At 69.8% G+C, this 19,869-nt stretch carries 11 protein-coding genes; 7 read left to right on the top strand and 4 right to left on the bottom strand.

Annotated elements, in window-relative coordinates; all coding sequences use genetic code 11:
- Window positions 1–14: 14 nt before the first annotated feature.
- The 5 genes from WMF27_RS10205 to gcvPA all read left to right on the top strand — a co-directional run bounded on the left by WMF27_RS10205 (window position 15) and on the right by gcvPA (window position 7,309).
- On the top strand, window positions 15–3,641 hold the full coding sequence (locus WMF27_RS10205; RefSeq protein ID WP_437769098.1) for a hypothetical protein: 3,627 nt from the start codon (window positions 15–17) through the stop codon (window positions 3,639–3,641).
- Window positions 3,638–4,180: a hypothetical protein gene (locus tag WMF27_RS10200; protein WP_437769099.1), complete on the top strand. Its 543-nt coding sequence runs from the start codon at window positions 3,638–3,640 to the stop codon at window positions 4,178–4,180. Before WMF27_RS10205 ends, WMF27_RS10200 begins: the two co-directional genes overlap by 4 nt.
- A gap of 96 nt (window positions 4,181–4,276) precedes the next feature.
- Complete coding sequence (gene gcvT / locus WMF27_RS10195) at window positions 4,277–5,398, top strand: glycine cleavage system aminomethyltransferase GcvT (protein WP_437769100.1); 1,122 nt, start codon at window positions 4,277–4,279, stop codon at window positions 5,396–5,398.
- A gap of 88 nt (window positions 5,399–5,486) precedes the next feature.
- A complete protein-coding gene (gene gcvH, locus WMF27_RS10190; RefSeq protein WP_437769101.1) occupies window positions 5,487–5,888 on the top strand; it encodes a glycine cleavage system protein GcvH in 402 nt (133 codons plus the stop codon).
- A gap of 56 nt (window positions 5,889–5,944) precedes the next feature.
- Window positions 5,945–7,309 (top strand): aminomethyl-transferring glycine dehydrogenase subunit GcvPA, encoded by a 1,365-nt coding sequence (gcvPA, locus tag WMF27_RS10185; RefSeq protein ID WP_437769102.1) that lies wholly within the window; start codon window positions 5,945–5,947, stop codon window positions 7,307–7,309.
- Between the two features lie 742 nt (window positions 7,310–8,051).
- On the opposite strand, the gene WMF27_RS10180 is transcribed toward gcvPA, so the two are convergent.
- Window positions 8,052–8,243 carry a hypothetical protein gene (locus WMF27_RS10180; RefSeq protein WP_437769103.1) on the bottom strand — a complete coding sequence of 64 codons (192 nt, stop codon included), beginning with the start codon at window positions 8,241–8,243 and terminating at the stop codon, window positions 8,052–8,054.
- 180 nt (window positions 8,244–8,423) lie between these two features.
- Between WMF27_RS10180 and WMF27_RS10175 the strand changes: the two genes are divergently transcribed.
- Window positions 8,424–15,161, top strand: a complete 6,738-nt coding sequence (locus WMF27_RS10175) for a DNRLRE domain-containing protein (protein ID WP_437769104.1) — start codon at window positions 8,424–8,426, stop codon at window positions 15,159–15,161.
- 168 nt (window positions 15,162–15,329) lie between these two features.
- A complete protein-coding gene (locus WMF27_RS10170) occupies window positions 15,330–15,671 on the top strand; it encodes a hypothetical protein (RefSeq protein WP_437769105.1) in 342 nt (113 codons plus the stop codon).
- A gap of 493 nt (window positions 15,672–16,164) precedes the next feature.
- Here WMF27_RS10170 and WMF27_RS10165 read toward each other — a convergent pair whose 3' ends face one another.
- From WMF27_RS10165 to WMF27_RS10155, 3 genes are all read right to left on the bottom strand, one after another.
- A complete protein-coding gene (locus WMF27_RS10165) occupies window positions 16,165–16,731 on the bottom strand; it encodes a hypothetical protein (protein ID WP_437769106.1) in 567 nt (188 codons plus the stop codon).
- A gap of 37 nt (window positions 16,732–16,768) precedes the next feature.
- Window positions 16,769–17,542, bottom strand: coding sequence for an esterase/lipase family protein (locus tag WMF27_RS10160; protein ID WP_437769107.1), 774 nt, complete (start codon window positions 17,540–17,542; stop codon window positions 16,769–16,771).
- A 209-nt stretch (window positions 17,543–17,751) separates the two neighbouring features.
- On the bottom strand, window positions 17,752–19,812 hold the full coding sequence (locus WMF27_RS10155) for a hypothetical protein (protein ID WP_437769108.1): 2,061 nt from the start codon (window positions 19,810–19,812) through the stop codon (window positions 17,752–17,754).
- Window positions 19,813–19,869: the final 57 nt, after the last annotated feature.

Genomic DNA, 19,869 nt, shown 5'->3' with positions numbered 1-19,869 from the left:
AACCGGAGCGCACGATGCGAAACCTGACGAAGGTCCTTGTCACCATGAGCTCCGCGGCGACGCTCGGTCTCGTCGCGGGGCGCGCGCGCGCGCAGGCCATGGATGTGGAGCCGCCGCTGCCCAACGTGCTCTTGCTCGTCGACACGTCGGGCTCGATGGAGAAGACGGTGGCGGGCGGGGAGCCGGACTGCAACCCGGGCACTCCCCCCGCCTCCGAGGCCCTGAAGAGCCGCTGGACGAAGCTCGTCGAGGCGCTCACGGGCCCGATCCAGGACTTCAGCTGCGTCGCGCAGCCCCGCACGAGCACCGCGTTCGTCAACGAGTTCAGCCTCGGGGGAGAGCCGCCCTACGACAGGAACTACTACATCCCGTTCCATCGCATGATCTCGGGCCACTGCACGAAGGGCCCGGGGGCGACCTACGATCTGGTGGGAGAGCATCGCTGGGACAACGCGGCCACTCCTTGCACGACGCCGTTCACGCAGCTCAACGCCGGCCTGCTCGACGTCTACCAGGACCGGATCCGGTTCGGGCTCATGACGTTCGACACGCTCCCCGACGCGAGCACCGGGCTCCTCTCCGGCGCTCCCGATCCCGTGGGCGGCATCGAGGGGATGTGGAGCTACTTCCTCGGGTTCGGGACCGGCACAGGATACCCGGCGCGGGGCAACCCGCCCGCCTGCGCTCCCGCGGACATGGAGGTCGGCGCCAGGAACCCGTCCGCGCCGCTCTGGGAAGGGCCGCTCATCCCCTTTCCGACCTACACGGCGGACACCACCGAGGTCCGCAGCGTGAACGAGAGCATCCAGAACGCGCTCATCGCGATGCGCCCCTACGGCGCGACGCCGCTCGCCGGGATGCTGTCGGACGCGCGCGACTACATCCTCAACGACGCCTCGACCTGGAAGAGTCGGCCGCTCGGGCCGCGCGACGATCCGTTCATCAGCGGCGGCTGCCGCAAGACCTCGATCGTGCTCATCTCCGACGGCGAGCCGAACCTCGACCTGCGCCCGACCTGCACACAGGACGCCGGCCCCGGCCCCGAATTGACGGGCTGTCCCTACGAGGAGCCGCAGGTCCTCGCCCAGTCGCTCAACTCCCACACCAACCCGAACCGGCGCGTGCCGACCTATACCGTCGGGTTCGGCCTCTCCACGGAGGCGGGTACCGACTGCTCGACGATCTCCTCGGCCGATTTCCTGGCCGGCGGGCGCTGCGACGGCGCGTCCGGCGCGCTCAAGGCGTGCTGCACGCTGTCGCGCATCGCCATCGAGGGCGGGACCGACCGCGGCTACTTCCCGAACGACGCCAACGAGCTCTCCGCGGTGATGTCGCGGATCTTCGCGCAGATCGCCGCGAACTCGACGAGCCGCACCCTCCCCGTCTTCGCCAACGCGACAACGACCGCGAACAACGGCAGCACCGACGAGGGGGTCGCCTACCAGTTCGCCTCCTCGTTCAGCCCGCCGCCGGACGGCTCGCTCTGGAGCGGCAACCTCGAGCGCAAGCGCTTCGTCTGCGAGGCCGTGAGCGGCGTCATGACGACGCAGCTGAAGGACATCGACCCCGGCAAGGGCGATGACTTCGCGGCCAACGTCAACTCGAACACCGGGCAGCCGCGGCAGTTCTTCACCGTGATCGGCGAGCTGGACACCACCGCGCAGCGCATCTGGTCGCGCCGGAGCATCCGCCCCGCCGACGTCGCCACGGACGGGCTGGGCAGCTACGCGGGCACGATGACCAACGGCGGCGCGCTCGCGCAGGCGACGGCGTTCGCGACCGCTCTCTCCAGCGCGTCCCGCGCGCTCGATCTCGATCCCAGCGCGCCCGTCCCGCCGCAGTGCTCGGGCGGGCTGCAGGCGACCAACGCCGCGGACTGCGCCCGGCGCCTCATCGAGTGGGAGGTCGGCGCGCCGATGCCCTCGGGCGTCGCCTCCCGCGAGGGCAACGTGCTCGGCAGCATCTATCACTCCACGCCGGTCGTCGTGGGGCCGCCGAACGACTACATCCCCGACGAGTCCTACCGGGCCTTCGCGGAGAGCCCCGCTCAGAAGACCCGGCCGCTCGTGCTCTACACGGCGACGACCGACGGGCAGCTGCACGCCTTCCAGGTGGCCGCGGCAGACGCAGACGACGATCTCAAGGTGGACAAGGTCGCGAACAACGAGCTCTGGTCGTTCCTGCCGCCCCACGTGCTCCCCCGGCTGCTCGCGACGTTCAACCAGCAATCGCTGCTGCTCGACGGCGCGCCCGTCGTGAAGAACGTCGTCTTCGAACGCACGTCGGCGCAGGTGAGCAGCGCCAACGCGACCTGGAAGACGGTGCTCGTCGCCAGCGGCGGCGCGGGCGGCAGCTTCTACTACGCGCTCGACGTGACGAACCCGAAGGCGCCGCAGTTCCTCTGGCAGCTCTCCACGGACGATAGCGGCACCCCGCTGTTCGGCGACGCGACGCCGACGCCGGCGATCGGCATGGTGGAGATGCAGGACGAAGGCGAGATCAAGGAGATCGCGGTCGCCATCCTGCCCGGCGGCTCCGCCCCGCTCGACACGAGCCAGCCCGCGTGCAACCGGCAGAACGCGACGCCACCGCTCTTCCACCCGACGGGCACCCTGGAGGTCCGCGACTCGGTCCGGTGCTGGGGCAGCGCGGGCACGGGCGGCCCCGTCGGCCCGTCGCGCTCGCTCACGATCGTCCGGCTCGACACGGGCGAGATCCTCCGCACGTTCCGGGGCCGCGTCGACGAGGCCCCGGGCGGGATCGCCTTGCGGACCACGCGGGTCGACTTCGACTCGCCGATCACCGGCGTCCCCGTGCCGTTCCCGGCGGGCGTCGGCGAGGTCGCCGAGCGCATCTACGTCGGCGACGCCGACGGGACGCTCTGGCGCGTCAGCCTGACGAGCACCAACCCGGAGCTCTGGACCGTGGACCTCGCCTGGGATGCGTACTCGTTCCCGACCGACAGCGCGGCGAAAAGCCAGCCGATCCAGACGACGCCGATCGTGAGCACCGATCCGCTCGGCAACAAGGTCGTCCTGTTCTCCACCGGCGATCAGGAGGCGTTCACGGCGAGCGGCGCCATCGAGACGCGGGTCTGGTCGATCACCGAGCGACCGCACAACACAAGCCTCCGCTTCAGCGAGAACTGGGTCGTCCCCTTCACGGGCGGCCAGCGCGTGACCGGGCCCATCTCCCTCTTCAACGGCTGCGCGTACTTCGCGACGTTCACGCCCGTCGCGCCCGGGACCTACGCGTGCGCCGACGGGCGCGGCTCGATCTGGGGCGTCGACTACCTGCTCGGCAACACGGACTCGCCCGCGCTCCCGAACGCCTGCCTCGTCGTCGATCCGCTCGCGCCTCCGGAGCGCTTCGAGGATCAGTCGCCGGGCACGATCGTCTTCGGCGTGGCCGTGACTCAGAAGCCGACCTGCGTGGATACGGAGAACTACACCGATGATCCGTACTTCGGCCCGCAGACGATCGTCCGGCACTCCACCCCGCCCGAGTACCAGCTCGTGTTCCACACCGGCGCCGCGGGCGACGCGGACGCCCAGGGGGGCGCGACGCGAACGAGCACGAGGACGCTGCAGCGGCCGCGCAAGGTCGTTAAGATCGACTCGTGGGCCACCCTCATCGAATGACGCGCGCCAGCCTGTCGCGCGCCGCCGGCGCGCTCGCCGCGCTCGTCGCGTGCGCCTCGGCCGCGCCCGCCTGCCGCAGCGACGCCGGCGCGCCGGCGCCGGCGCCGCAGGCGAGCGAGGCCGCGACCCCGAAGCCGCCGGTCGACCAGGCGCTGCCGGGCGAGCTCGCCGAGGGGACCGAGCAGGCGTTCGGCCTGCCCATCCCGCGCCGCATGAAGGTGCGCGCGCGCTTCTCCGACGCCGTCTTCGCCGTCGGGGAAATTCCTGCCGAGCGGGTGGCGAACTACGTGCGCACGCGCGTCCTCGCCGGAAATGTCGAGACCGGGCCTGCGAAGACGATCTTCTCGCGCGCCACGGTGAAGAGCGCGCCGCAGCGGATGATCCGGATCGAGGTCGTCTCGCGCGCGCACACCTCGGAGCTCGTCGTCCGCGACGAGACCCGGCCGCCCGCGGAGCAGGGCCTGTCGGTCGAGGAGCGCTGGCGCCGCAGCGGGCTCACGCCGACCGGCGAGGTGATCGATCCCACCCGCCTCGAGTGAGCGCGGCGGCGGCGGCCTCGACCTCCCGCGCCGCGGGGGCCGCTGCGCCAGCCGGCGCCAGTCGACATCTCCGACCTTTCGAAGTAGATCGCGGCCGTGTCGACCAAGCCGCTCCCCACCGCTCCGCTCCGAAGGACGCCGCTCTACGACGAGCACATCAAGCTCGGCGGCCGCATGGTCCCGTTCGCCGGCTGGGAGATGCCGGTCCAGTACAAAGGCGTCACCGAAGAGCACAAGGCGGTGCGCACCGCCGCCGGGCTCTTCGACGTCTCGCACATGGGCGAGATCATCCTGAGCGGCGAGCACGCCGGACAGGTGGTCGACCACCTCGTCACGAACGACGTGAAGAAGCTGGAAGACGGCCACGCGCTCTACACGTGCGCCTGCAACGAGGCCGGAACGATCCTCGACGATCTCATCGTGTACCGGATCGACGCGCGGCAGTGGCTCATCGTCTGCAACGCGTCGAACCGCGACAAGATCTCCGCCCACATCCGGGGCGCGGCGCAAGGCCACTGCAGCTTCGAGGACGCGTCGGATCGCACGGCGATGATGGCGCTCCAGGGGCCGAAGGCGCTCGACATCGTGGCGCTCGCGGGCGGCGACGGCCCCGCGCTGCGCGAGCTCGCGCCGTTCCACTTCCGCGACGCGACGCTCGCCAACGTGCGCTGCACCGTGGCCCGCACCGGCTACACCGGCGAGGACGGCATCGAGATCTTCTGCTCGCCGTCCGACGCGCAGCGGCTCTGGCGCGCGCTGGCCGAGCTCGGCGGTCCGCTCGGCCTCGAGGCGACGGGCCTCGGCGCGCGCGACACGCTCCGCCTGGAGGCGCGCCTGTCGCTGTACGGCAACGACATCGACGAGACCACGAACCCCATCGAGGCGGGCCTCGGCTGGGTGGTGAAGCTCGACAAGGGCGATTTCGTGGGCCGCGCCGCGCTCCAGCGCATCAAGGACGAGGGCCCCGCGCGCAAGCTGGTCGGCTTCGAGATGACGGGGCGCGGCATCGCGCGCCACGGCTACCCGCTGCTCGACGTGAGCGGCGCGAAGGTCGGCGTCTGCACGAGCGGCAGCCCGGGGCCGACCGTTGGCAAGAACATCGGGCTCGGCTACCTGCCGACGCCGATGGCAGCGGTAGGGACCGCCTTCCAGGTGGACTGCCGCGGGCGCACGGTCGAGGCGGTCGTGGTCAAGACCCCGTTCTACAAGCGGGCCTGACCCGCGCCGAGGCGCGCCGAGGCGGGCCGATCCGAGCGACCGCGCGCGGCGACCAGAGATCCAGGTTGGCAAAGGGAGAAGAAGTTACATGGCGAGCGACAATGTCCGAACGGACCGGCGGTACACGAAGGATCACGAGTGGGCCAAGCAGGAGAACGATCACATCGTGATCGGGATCACCGCCTTCGCGGTCGAGCAGCTCGGCGACATCACGCTGGTCAACCTCGACGTGAAGCCGGGCGACACGATCACCGCGGGCACGGCGTTCGGCACGATCGAGAGCGTCAAGACGCTGAGCGATCTGTTCGCGCCGGTGAGCGGCAAGATCCAGCGCGTGAACGCCGATCTCGAGAACCGCCCCGAGCTCGTCAACGAGGACTGCTACGGCGCGGCGTGGATGATCGAGGTCGTGCCCTCGGACCAGGGCGAGCTCGGCACGCTCATGGATCCTGACGCCTACGGCGAGCTCCTGAAGACCGCGGCGCACTGATCGCCGCGCCCCTCCGCGTTCCGCATCACCCTTCCCGCTTTCCGCTGCACAAGACCATGCGCTACCTGCCCCACACGCCCGAGGAAATCAGCGAGATGCTGCAGGCCGTCGGCCTGTCGTCGCTCGAGGAGCTCTACAGCGCGATCCCGAAGGAGGCGCGCCTCACGCGCCCGCTCTCGATGGAGCCTTCGCTCGACGAGGCCTCGCTCATGCGGCACCTCGAGGAGCTCGCCGAGAAGAACCGCGCAGCGCGCATGCTCTCGTTCCTGGGGGCCGGCGCCTACGAGCACCATTTCCCGCCGGCCGCCGATCAGCTGCTGCTCCGCAGCGAGTTCTACACCGCGTACACGCCGTACCAGCCCGAGGTCTCCCAGGGCACGCTCCAGGTGATCTTCGAGTTCCAGACGATCGTGAGCGAGATCCTCGGGCTGCCGATCGCCAACGCGTCGATGTACGACGGCGCGAGCGCGCTCGCGGAGGCCGTGCTGATGGCCCGCCGGCTGACGGGGCGCGAGCGCACGGTCCTGTCCGGGGGCGTGCACCCCGACTATGTCGGCACGGTCGAGACGTACGTGCACGGCATCGGGTCCGGCAAGGCGTCGCTGGTCGGGGTCGACGTCGGCCGCGACGGCACGGCGGACGTCGAGGCGCTGACGCGGGCGATCGACGAGACGACCGCCTGCGTGGTGGTCGGCTATCCGAATTTCTTCGGCGTCGTGGGCGACATCCGGAAGGTGGCCGAGGTGTGCCACCAGAAGGGCGCGCTGCTGATCACGGTCACCCTGGACCCGTACGCGCTCGCGCTGCTCGAGTCGCCGGGCGCGCTCGGCGCCGACATCGCGGTGGCGGAGGGCCAGCCGCTCGGGCTGCCGCCGCAGTACGGCGGCCCCAACGTCGGGCTGTTCGCGTGCCGGAACGACCGCAAGTACCTCCAGCAGGTGCCCGGCCGGCTGGTCGGCGAGACGGTCGACAAACACGGGACCCGCGGGTACGTGCTGACGCTCGCGACGCGCGAGCAGCACATCCGCCGCGAGCGGGCGACGAGCAACATCTGCACGAACAGCGGCCTCTGCGCGACGGCGGTCACGATGCGGATGTGCATGCTCGGCAAGCGCGGGTTCGTGGAGGCGGCGAAGCAGTGCCTCGCGAAGGCGGAGCACCTGAAGCGGGAGATCGCGCGGCTCGACGGGTACTCGCTGCCGATGTCGGCACCGACGTTCCACGAGTTCGTCGTGAAGGTCCGCGGCGGGGACGCGGGGAAGCTCACGCGGGCGCTGGCCGAGCAGGGGATCATCGCGGGGCTCGATCTCGGGCGGATCGACGCGCAGCGGCGGGACGAGCTGCTCGTCGCCGTGACCGAGCGGCACAGCCGCGCGGATCTCGATCGGCTGGTGGCGGGGCTCGCGGGCTTCACGGGCTGAAGCGGCAGGCGGGGCGGGTCGGGGAGCGCCGAGCTGCCCCGCCCCGGCCGAGCCCGGAACGCACCGGCGTCGCTGCGTTCAGAGCACGTCGGCCGCAGGCGGCGCCGCGGGGCCCGGCTTGACCTTCGCCTTCATCTTGCGGTGCGCCACGCCGAGCCGGACCAGGAAGTCGCGCCGGGGGCGGGAGCGCCTCATCGGGCCGATGCGCCGGGGATCCGCCCGGCTTGCTCCACTCGGTCAGCAGCTCGAGCACCGGCTTCGCCGTCGCGATCTCGTCGACCCCGGCGCCGACGCACGCGCCCCCGCGATCGCCGACGACGACGTCACGAACGGGGACGTGCCGTGACCGAGGCGATGGCTCGGAGGCGGCGCGCCTGCGGATGCACTGAAATCGTGCTGGGGAGCGGGCGGATCTGGCGGCCTTTGTGGCGGGGTCGCGCTGTCTGTTATCGGCTGTAATTGCTATTTACTCGTCGCTCTGGTCCCTTCGCGCCCGCGGAGGAAAGCAATGACGCCGGGGATGGGTGAAGCGGAGAGCGCTCGCGTGCTGCGCTCTGGTGCTCCTCGTAGGGGGGGCATGTAGCTCCGGATCGTCGGTCGAGATCTCGTCGCTCTGGAGCTCCGGTGCGCCCGACGGCGGGATCAGGCGCGCGCGTGGATGCGGCCCCAAGACACCCGGATTCGCTTCGCATGACAAAACGTGGAGTTCAGTTTTTTTGAATGTGGAGCTCCCAGGTGGCTCCTAAGGTGCGCCATCAGTCCTGCTCAGCGCAATACCGTTCAGTGTAAAAATCAATAACAAGGCGCAGGGCGACAGCGCTTGGTTGGTAATGCTTTGCGGTTCAACGCGTCCGCCATCCAGCGGTGACGCGCAGCAGTTCTCTTCTCTCTTCTTCAATAAGGAGATATTGAGTGAGACATCACGAGCCATCATCCCTTCGACCACTAGGATCCATCAGGGTCTTACGCAACGCTTGGCGGAAGTACTCCCTGCTGATGGGGGGGTGTCCTGTTCAGCGCAACTGCGACCGGCTCCGCGTGCAGCTCGAGCTCACCGGAGGAGGAGCTGCACGGCACCGCGAAGCTCGCGGCGGGCACCGAGGACCCGACGTGCGTGACAATCCAGCGCGGTACGCTCGGCGCGGTTGAGGACGCGACGATCTGGGAGACGTACCCGACCTGGACCGACTCGACCGTGCTGCTCCGCACGGGCACGCTGGCCGGCTTCGGCGTGCGGCACGCCGTCCTCCGCTTCGACCTCTCGCCGCTGCCCCCTGCGGCGCAGGTCGTCTCCGCGACGCTGCGCCTCCGGCAGATCTACCGGGACGATACCAGCACCAGCAGCATCAACATCCACCGGATCCTCTCGCCGTGGACCGAGCCGACAGTGACCTGGCAGAGCCTGGCGAACGGTACCGATTTCAACCCGGCGATCGCGGCGTCATTTCAGTCGCTTCCCGGCGCCGGCATGCGTTCGGCCGATCTGACCGCGCTCACCGCGGCGTGGCTTGCGGGGACCACCCCGAATCACGGCGTGTTGCTGGAAGAGGCGCCGGTCCTCACCACCTCCTTCCGGAGCAGCGAGGAACCGAATGCGGCCGAGCGGCCGAGCCTCGAGGTCTGTTACACGACCGCGCCGACTTGCACCGGCACGCTCGACGACGGCGACGCGTGCACGACCGATACCTGTGACCCGGTGCTGGGTATTCTGCATACGCCCATCTCGACCGACGACAGCGACCCGAGCACGATCGACACGTGCGACCCGGCGACGGGCGTGGTGACGCACGTCGCCTGTCCGGCGCTGGACCCGACCGTGGCCACGCGGCTCATCGACGCCGTGGGCTGCATCTACCAGGGGCCGAACGCGCCGCAGACGGGTGTGACGGCGACGATCGCCCCGGCCTCTGTGGCGGTCGTCAAGGGCAAGGTCGCGACGCGAGCGGGCGTTCCGATCTCGGGCGTGAAGGTGAGCGTGCTGCACCATGACGCGGGAGACGCGGAGAGCTACGGGCAGGTCCTCACGCGCGCGGACGGGGCCTTCGAGCTGGTCGTGCGGGGAGGTCAGCCGCTCACGATGAAGTACGAGAAGGCCGGCTATCTGCCGGTGCAGCGGCAGGTTGGCACCCAGTGGCAGCGCTGGTCCGAGGCGCCCGACATCGTGCTGATCGAGAGCGACCCGGTGGTGACCCCCGTCGCGCTGGGCAGCGCGGCCGGAGCGCAGGTCGCACGCGGGAGCGTCCAGACGGACGAGAGCGGCACGCGCCAGGCGACGCTGCTCTTCCCTTCGGGCACGACGGGGACGATGACCGTGCCGGATCCGAACGGCCCGCCGGGTGCGACGATGACCGTGGCGCTGCCGGCGGAGGTGCACGTGCGCGCGACCGAGTACACGGTCGGCCCGAACGGCCCGAAGGCGATGCCGGGGACCCTGCCGCCGACCAGCGGGTACACGTACGCGGTGGAGCTCGGGCTGGATGAGGCCGTGGCCGCCGGGGCGACGAAGGTCGAGTTCAATCAGCCGATCCCGTTTTATGTCGAGAACTTCCTCGATTTCCCGGTCGGGATGCACGTGCCGCTCGGCTATTACGATGCCGAGAAAGGGGCGTGGGTGCCGGCGAACGACGGGCGCGTCATCGAGATCCTCGCTGTGAGCGGCGGGGTAGCGTCGGTCGACATCGACGGTGACGGCGCGGCCGACGACGCGAGCAAGCTCGGCGCGCTCGGGATCAGCGCCGAGGAGCTCGAGCAACTCGGCGCGCAGTATGCGGCCGGGACGAGCCTCTGGCGATCCCTGGTCACGCACTTCACCCCGTGGGACTGCAACTGGCCGTTCGGTCCGCCCCCTGGCGCTGGGCCGCCCCCCGGTCCTGACGACGACGACGACGACGACGGCGACGGGGGCGGCGACGGCGACGGCGACGGCGACGGTGACGGTGACGATGACGGCTCGGACCTGGACGACCCCAGCTGCGAGTCCGGATCCATCATCGAATGCGAGAGCCAGAGGCTCGGGGAGCGCTTGCCTGTCGTCGGGACGCCGTTCAACCTTCACTACAAGAGCGATCGAGCCGAGGGACTCAACCGGTCGGCGTATCGGCTCGCGATCCCCCTGACGACGTCGGCTGTACCCCCCAACCTCGAGCGCATCGACTTCAAGGTGACCGTGGCTGGGAGGACATTCGATTTCAGCGTCGACTGCCCCTGCTCGCCGAACCAGGGATACACATTCGACTGGGACGGGAACGACGCGTTCGGGCGCATAGTCCCCGGAACGCAGCCGGTCACGGTGGACATCGAGTACGTTTACCGCGGGGTCTACTTTGTGCCCGCCGCGCAGGGGGCGATGTCGAGCGGCTCCGGCTCCGGCTCCGGCTCCGGCGGCTCCGGCTCCGGCTCCGGCTCCGGCGGCGGCGGAGGTCCCCGGTCCTTCGCGGCTCCTTCCAACGTGGTCATCACGGGAAGCAGGACGCGGGAGGAGGTCTCCCTGGGCCGACGCTGGGAGAGCACGCTCGGCGGCTGGAAGAATGGCGCGGCTGCGCTCGGCGGCTTCAGCTTGAGCCCCCACCACTTCTATGAGCCGAGCACGTCCACGCTCTACCTTGGCGATGGCTCCCGTCGCACGGCCCGCAACATGATCTCCATGGTCCGGCGCATCGCCGGCGACCCATCTCCTCCTACGATAAGCCCCCCCACCGCCGAGGGCGCCCGCGCCGACTCGGTGCAGGTTACGCACCCCTTCGGAATCGCGGTTGGACCGGACGGCAGTATCTATTATTCCGAGGCGCCCCGCATTCGAAGAGTTGCGCCTGACGGATACGTTACCACGATCGCCGGTGTGTATGGTCAATCAGCGTACAATGGCGATGATCAGCCTGCTACGCAGGCCCACTTGACGGACCCCAGGCAACTCGCGATGGGGCCCGACGGTAGCATCTATCTCGTCGATACCCGCCGCATCCGCAAGATCTCGCCAGATGGGATCATCACCACCGTCGCTGGCAATGGCTCTTCTTCCGGCACGATACCGCCCGACGGCGCGCTTGCCACCTCCGGTCCGCTGGATAACAACGCCGCTAATGCGCGTGGCATCGCCGTGTCCAGTGACGGAAATCTGTACATCGCCCTCAACAGGGAAGTCCGCAGGGTGGCACCTGACGGGACCATCGTGACGGTTGCAGGTACGTTGGACCCCCAAGCTGGGGGGCTATGCCGGCGACGGCGACGGCGGCCCCGCTGTCCAGGCCCGGTTTGCTGCGATCCGGGGCATGGCGGTCGGACCGGATGGATCGATCTACATCTCGGATGCAACTGGGGGGGAGAGGTCGTCAACCGGATCCGGCGGGTCGATCGCAACGGGATCATTACCGCGATCGCGGGCAACGGCGGGACGACTATCTCGAACGACGGCTTGCAGGCCGTGTCGGTCTCAATCGGTGTTCCTGGCTCGTTGGCCGTTGGACCGGACGGTAGCGTGTATTTCGCGGCAGACCACTCCAGCAACGTGTCCAACCCGAACAAGCTCATCCGGCGCATCACGCCCGCTGGGGTTCTCACCACGGTCGTTGGAAACCGAGCTCCTCGTTCTGCGCAGTGCTCCATCTCGCCGTGTGGTATCGGCGGCCCATCGACCGCGGCGTGGCTCCGGAATGGTACGACGACGTTGGCCCTCGCCCCGGATGGCGGCCTGATGTACACGGACTCCGCTGTCAGCAACGGCAACCCCTATCGTACCATCATCGGCCGGTACGACATGGTGCTCCCCGGGATCATTGCGGCCGACATCGCCATCGCGAGCGACGATGGGACCGAGGTGTACATCTTCGACCCGCAGGGGAGGCACCTCGCCACCCGTGACGCGCTCCTCGGCACGGTGCTCTACCAGTTCGGCTACGATGCCGCCGGGCGGGTGCTCACGATCACCGATGTCGACCAGCAGGTCACGACCATCGAGCGCGACGCGGACGGTGACCCGACGGCTATCGTCGCGCCCACCTTGCAGAGCACCTCGCTCACGCTCGATGCCGAGGGCTACCTCTGGAAGGTCACGAATCCCGCGAACGAGACGGCCACGCTCTTGTATTACCCGAACAGCGGCCTGCTCCAGTCCCTGGAGGACCCGCTCGGCCAGCTGCACGAGTTCGAGTTCAACGCGAAGGGGCGCCTCATCAGGGACGAGGATCCGGCGGGCGGCTACAAGCAGCTCACCCGGACCGAGACGCCCGACGGCCACCGTGTCACGGTCACGACTGCGATGGGGTTGACCCGTGCGTACGAGGTTGCGACGCTCCCGGACGGCAGCAAGCAACGCATCCGCACCGGGTCGGACGGGCTCTCGACCGTGGAGCAGATCAGCACGAACGGAGCCAAGACGACCACGGCGACGGACGGTACCGTGACCTCCGTCGAGGTGAAGGGGGACCCGCGCTTCGGCATGCAGGCCCCCATTCTCAGCAGCGAGACGATCACGACGCCTCTCGGAAGGACGCGGCTGGTCACTGGAGCGCGCTCCGTGACGCTGTCGGACCCAAACGACTCGCTGAGCGTCACGTCGATGACCGATACGTTCACGATCAACGGGCGTCCGTTCACGCAGCTGTTCAACAAGGCCACAAACACCGTTGCCTCCACGCTGCCGTCAGGGCGGAGCATGACGACCACGCTGACGCCACAGGGGTGGATCGGACGCATCGCGCTGCCCGGAATCTCCCCGATCGATTTCGTGTACTATCCAGATGGCCGGCTGCATACCATGTCCCAGGGGTCGAAGACCTGGACTTACACCTACCAAGACGGTTGGCTGGCGAGCGTGACGGATCCGCTGCTTCACACGGAACAGTTCGTCCATGATGCGGTCGGTCGGCCAACGCAGAGAACGAGGGCCGACGAGGAGATCATCGAGAGGAGCTACTATCCTGGCGGACGTGCTCATACGGTCACTCCCCCGGATCGGCCGGCGCACACGTTCAGCTACACCCCGGCAGATCTGCTGGACGAGTACGTCGCTCCCGACGCCGGATCCGGCCCCAGGACGACCTCCTGGTCCTACGATCTGGATGGCCTGCTCACGGGCTCGACCCGTCCCAGCGAGGCAGCCAGCGTCTACACGCGGGAACCGGCGACCGGGCGACTCAGCCAGATAACGTTGCCCCTCGGCATGGGGAATATCAGCATCGCGTACAATCCGACGACTGGCAAAATCGACAGCATCGCCGGGCCATCCGGCATCTCGGTCGCCTACGGTCACGACGGCATGCTGACGACCAGCCGGACGTGGACAGGCGCCGGGTTCGGGAGCGGCGCGAGCACGGTGAGCTGGGCTTACGACAACGACTTCCGCATCAGCAGCGAGACGGTCAACGGCGGCGCGACGACGAGCTTCGGTTATGACGTCGACGGCTTCGTCAACCAGGCCGGCGGTCTCACGCTGACTTACCATCCGCAGAACGGGTTGTACACCGGGAGCAGCATCGGCGTCGTCAGCGACACCGTGACACCCAACGCCGATGGCGGCATACAGGCGTACGTGGCGCGGGTCGGTGGCACTGCGCTCTATCAGGTGACCGATACCCCGGATGCTCTGGGCCGCATCGTCCAAAGGACGGAGTCGATCCAGGGAGCGACCCACTCCTACGAATATGAGTACGATCTCGCCGGGCGGCTCACCGACGTGTTCCGAGATGGTGTGCTCACCGCCCACTACAACTACGATGCGAACGGCAACCGCCTCGCGCGCACGTCGCCCGCAGGGACGGAGAGCGGCACCTACGACGACCAGGATCGGGTCCTTACCTACGGGGCCAGGACATACGCGATGAACGCCGCGGGCGACCGGACGAGCGTGACCGACTCGGCGACGGGGGAAACGACGACGTTCACCTACGACGCCCGTGGCAACCTGCGGTACGCCGAGCTGCCGGATGCTACCGAGATCGACTACCTCGTCGATGGCGAAGGGCATCGCATCTGGAAGCAGAGGAACGGCGTCAACGTCCAAGGCTTCCTGTACCGGAGCGACCTTCAGGTGGCGGCGGAGCTCGACGGTGCGGGCGGCATTGTGGCGCGCTTCATCTACGCGCAAGCGGGGAACGTGCCGGATCTGATGATCAAGGGAGGCGTGACGTACCGCATCCTGACAGACCACCTCGGCAGCCCGCGGCTCGTGGTGGACGTCGCGACGGGCACGGTGGCGCAGCGGATGGACTACGACGAGTTCGGACGCGTGCTCCTCGACACCAACCCGGGCTTCACGCCGTTCGGCTTCGCGGGCGGCCTCTACGACCGCGACACGGGGCTTGTACGCCTGGGGGCGCGGGACTACGATCCGCACACTGGGCAGTGGACGGCGAAGGATCCGATCCTTCTTGCGGGTGGGATCAACGTGTACGAGTACTGCGGGAACGATCCGGTCAACTACATCGACTCGACGGGAACGGAGAAGTGGCGCGTTGCACGCCGCATCGGCCAGGCGGCCCTGCAATACGGTCGGCGGATAACACGCGGGGAGGCGAAGCAACTCGTAAAGGTGGGCAAAGACGTTGCCACGACCTCAACTCGTGCAGCGCGAAAATTGGCAAAAGACGTCAGCAAAGAGAGTGGTGGCAACGGGAAGGCGGTCTGCGAGGGCCCTCACGGTCCCAAGCAGAAGCCGCATGCCCATCCACAGGACACCGGGCCGCGCGATCGACTCCCGGGGCATATTTTCGTCGACCCGAAGTTGCCTGCCGTCATGCCCATGGGGCCGACTGGCGATGACGGTTCGCCCGCAGAAGATAGCTGGCTCGACCTCGTGCTTGATCTCATCCCGGGCCCTATCATGTTTTTCCCTTCTTCGAGTCCACCTTATACGTGAACTTTGGAGGCAAGCGTGCGTCCGCGACAACCGAAGGACCCCCGTCAAACTCACACCTGGCATCTCGATGAGCCAAGAGGAGAGACGTATCGACAGCTCTTGCGGTTTGCGGTTGGACGGGTTGAACACGCGACGCTGCGCCCCCTTGGCGCGATCAACCCGCGGTGCATGCACGCGATCAACAAGCTGTTGCCTCATCAGATTGGTGGCCCTGCGGTGAACGCGGAGATCTCTGACAGTGAATCGCGTAGAAAGCGGTACATCTATCGATTCGATTCCGATTTGGCAAAGAAGCTGACCGAGCTGGCCGAAGGCATATTCGATTGGGAATGGCCTGATCGGCCGACGGATCTCGTGCTCCTGAGAGGTACTGACGATTGGCTTGCGTCGGTAGCTCACGAGCAGCTGTGCTCCATGACGATGACCAAAGACGAGTTTGCGCTCCTGTGCTCCGCGGTGCCGTCGCTGCGGGTTCAGAGCGGCCCAGGTCATCGAGGCGGCCATCGCTGAGCAACGGTGCAGCTCCGTTTCTCGGCATAGAGACAGAACACGTCGATGAGACCACCCCGCTAATGCCGGCCGGGCGGGGTGGTCTGCCTCACGCGATTCCGGCCCGTCCCGTCGCCCACTTCGTTCACATCTAATTCGCGGCATCGGCGGGATCTGGGACTTCAATCCCACAGAGGCTCGACTCGTCTTACGGTTGATCTCGCCGTCGCGGCAGGACGGCCCTCGCCTTGCTTCGGGTATGGACAGCCGTCCACGCGTGACATCCGATCCGGCGAGGGGCAACGTGAATGAACGCGAGGAGGAGGATGACGAACGCGGCGACGACATCTATGACGCCCCCTGGCCGCACCCTCCCGGGGTACGACTTCGCCGGTCAACCGGCCTCCGCTGCGCCAATGCGCGTCGCGCGTCCGGTCTTCGACCGCCCCCTCGACTGCCCACTTCCCGGCTCGATGGCTCCCCATCGTGTCCGGAGAGATGCGTCGCGCGCCCTTCAGCGCGAGGCGACGTCCTGCCCGCGCTGCTGCGCGGGGAACGGGTTCGGCCACACCGGCAGGAGCGACTGCCGGTAGACGGTGAGACGCAGCAGGTCGACGCCCGCGATGGCGGCGAACGCCATCGCCTTGTCGGTCCCGTAGCTCCCCTGGAGCGAGAGGCTGATACCGAGCGGCGCCCCCAGCGTGAGCGCGCCGGCCACGCCCGTGGAACCTGCGCCCCAGAAGCGGCGGTAGCCGCCCGCGTCGAGGGCGAGGCCCAGCTGGCCAGCCTGGAAGCCGCGCGTCGCGACCCGGGCGAGCAGCGCGAGATCGATGCCGCTGTCGAGGATCGGCGTCGCGCGCATCAGGCCGCCGACGATGACGGGCGCGTCGGGCGTGGTCCCGACGCCGACGTCGCACGACAGCGCGCCGTCGAAGACGAGATCGCTTTCTCCCTGCTTCCAGCCGATCGCGCCGGCGCCCACGAAGGTCCACGCGGAGGCGTCCGCGCGCGAAGGCGAGGACCAGGCGAGCGGGGCGAGCAAGGCCCCGACGGCGGCGAGGCAGGCGATGGGCGAGCGCACGCGAGCGAGCTAGCACGAAGCGCCGAGCGGCGATAGGTCAGCGCGCGGGGCCGCGCCGCTCGACGATGCGCCGCGCCACGAGCGCGGCCACCTCGGGATCGAAGAGGAGCGAGTTGTGCCCCCGCCCCTCGATCACCCGCACCTCGCCGCCCGGCAGCGCGTGCGCGATGGGCGAGCGGACCAGCGTGTCGGCCCCCGCGACGATCGACAGGTGCGGGACGCTCGACCGCGCCGTCCCGAGGAGGACGCGCCGGAGGACCGGGCTCGACGCGTCGAGATCGCGCGCGCCGCCGAAGCCGAGCAGCCCTGCGCGCGGGATGCCGCCGAACGGGCTCGCCATGGAGATGGTCTGCGCGACGCGCGGATCGCCGACCTCCTGCGCGAAGAAACGGCACACGATGCCGCCCATGCTGTGGCCGACGAGGTGCAAGCGCGCCCCGTCCGGCAACGCCGCGACGAGCGCCTCGAGGCGCGCCGACAGCGCCTCGACGCCGGGCCCCGGCGCGTAGGACATCGTCGCCGTGTGGACCGACCACGACGGCTCGGCGCGCGCCGGATCCGTCCGGCCGCGCGCCCGCGAGGCGCGCGACATCGCGGCGTGGCGCTCGATCGCCGTGCGCAACGGCCGGAGGACGCCGGCGGAGGCGAAGAGCCCGTGAAGGATGACCACCACCTCGTCGCCGTCGCGCGCCCCGTCGGGGATCACCGGCGCGAGGGTGTCGTACGGCAGGAGGACCGCCTGCCTCGCGAACGAGGCCACCTCCCTGCCAGCTGTCGCCGCGAAGGCCGACGCACGGAACCACCTCGCCACGTGGTGGCTCTTACCATGGATCCGTCGCGCGACGTCCTCGTGGCGCGCGACGCGCTGTGTCGCGGTCGGACGATGGGCGCGGGCGGCAAGGAGGCCGCTCACGGGTAGTGCTCAAAATTGAACATGAAGGCGGGAAGGCGGGAAGAAAAGATCAATGATCTTCCCGCCTTCATGTGAACTCTCTCCGGGCAAATTCGAGCACTACCCGCTCACGGCCGCAGCAGCCAGACATGGAAGCTGCGGAACGTCCCCCGGAGCGCGCGGATCCGGACGATGTCCCCCGGCGCGATGTCGCGCAGCGGCACCCGGATCTCGGACCAGCGGTCCGGAGGGCGCTCTGGCACCTCGACGCGCGCCTCGTCCGCGGCGCGCTCGATCGCCACGCCGATCGCGATCGGGCCGCCCCCGTCGGTGCGCAGCGCGAGCACGGCGGGCCCGCGGGCGCTCGCGGCGGCCGCGGCGGCCGCGGCGTCTGCTCTGATTGCGAACGACTGCTCGCGCCCCTCGGGGATGATCCTGCCGGCGTCGAACCGCGGCGCACCGCCGCCGTCGCTCCCGTCCCGCAGCACGGCGCCGACGACCCAGCCGCCGCGCGGCGACGGGAACGCGTAGCCGTGCGCCCGCTCGTCGACCAGGTCGGCGATGTCCACCTCGTCGATGGCCCCGTCGCGGCGCTCCCCCGGCGGCGCGAGCGCCGACCAGTCCGCCTCGTAGATCACCTTCTCGTCGGCGGCGCACATCACGTTGTCCTCGATCTTCACCGCGTCGACGCGCCGGCCGAAGACGTCCGCGAGCCCGCCCCACCAGGAGGGATACAGGGCGAAGACGTCCGGCCGCTCGGCGGCGTCGAGCCGCTCGATGAGCTCGACAACGGCCGGCACCCCGTGCACCGAGGCCCGCGCGAACGGCATCCCCCGGTACCCGCCGAGCCCGAGCCCGTCGATGGCGGGGATCCCCGACAGGTACGGGATCGCGCCCGCGTCGCCGAGCAGCACCCGCCGCGGCCGCGGCGCTCGTGCGGCGAGGCGCCGCGCGACCTCGACCTGCTGCCCGGCGATGTTGGCCGAGGAGCGGGCGAAGTGGTCGATCTGCCGCGCAAACCAGGCGGAGGGCGCCGCGAGGGCCGCGAGCGCGAGCGCCGCGGCGGCGCCCGCCGCGAGCCGCCCCCGCCGCGCGAGCGCCTCGGTCCCGAGGGCCGCCGCGACGAGCAGCATCGCGAGCGCCGGGGCGGCGTAGCGGAGGTTCTGGTAGCGCGCCGTCGCGTTGAGCGCGACGAGGAGCAGCGAGCCGTAGGCGCCGATCAGGAGCGGCACGGCGAGGCGCCGCGCGCGCCGGTCGAGCGCCGCGATCGCGCCGAGCAGCGGCAAGAGGAGGGCGTAAGACGGGCCGCCGAGCGCGCTCTCCAGCGCCTGCACCCGCAGCGCGGCGAGGTTCTTGATCACCTCCAGCGCCTTCTCGAGCGGCGCCGGGTACGGGTTCGCGAGGATGAGCTTGCGCACCGCCCCCGCCGCGCTCCACTCCCCCGTGAGCGCGCGGTTCGCGGCGGCCTGCGCGGCGAGGAGCAGCGCGGTCGGCAGGGACGCGCGCGCGAGCGACGCCGCCGCGCCCAGCGAGCCCGCCGCGTGGGCCACGGCGACCGCGAGCGGCGCCGCGAGCGCGACGGCCTCGGGCCGGGTCGCGACGAGCAGCGCGGCGAGGAGCCCTGCCCGGAGCTGCTCGGCCGGGCGCTGCGCCGGGGGGGCGAGCTCGGCGCGCCGCACCGCGACGAGCGCCCGGCCCATCACCGCGCCGAGCAGCGCGACCTCCATCCCGGAGAACCAGCTCCAGTCGAGCAGCGGCACGGCCACGACGAAGAGCGGCGCTGCCCAGGCGACCCAGCGGGAGTACGGGGCGCCGGGCCCGCCGCGCGGATCGAGCAGCCACCGGAGCGAGCGGCAGAGGTCGAGCAGCGCGGCGCACGCGAGGAGCGCGGCGAAGAGGCCGAGCCACGCGCCGCGAAAGCCGAGCAGGTACCCGGGCGCCAGGGCGAGGGGGTACGCCAGGCTGGTCCCGCCCGAGGAGTAGCCGTTGCCCGGGATCCACGAGAACGGGTGGCCCAGGGCCGCGGCGCGGGCGAACCCGAAGTGGATGTAGACGTCGTCGAGGGGCGCCGGCCAGACGCCGCCCGTCCTGGCGAGCGCGGGCCCGTAGAACGCCGCGGCGGCGCCGAGCACCGGGAGCGCGGCGCTCGCGTGCCACAAGAGCAGCCGGATCCACGGCGGGCGCCTCACGGCCCGGCCGGTACCACGAAGGAGCCCGGGACGGCGCGCCGATTCTGGCTAAACTGC

Source organism: Sorangium sp. So ce281 (genome assembly GCF_051527395.1).
Lineage (GTDB): Bacteria > Myxococcota_A > Polyangia > Polyangiales > Polyangiaceae > Sorangium > Sorangium cellulosum_B.
The sequence above is the reverse complement of the archived record's forward strand: the minus strand, read 5'-3'. Positions and strand labels throughout refer to the sequence as shown.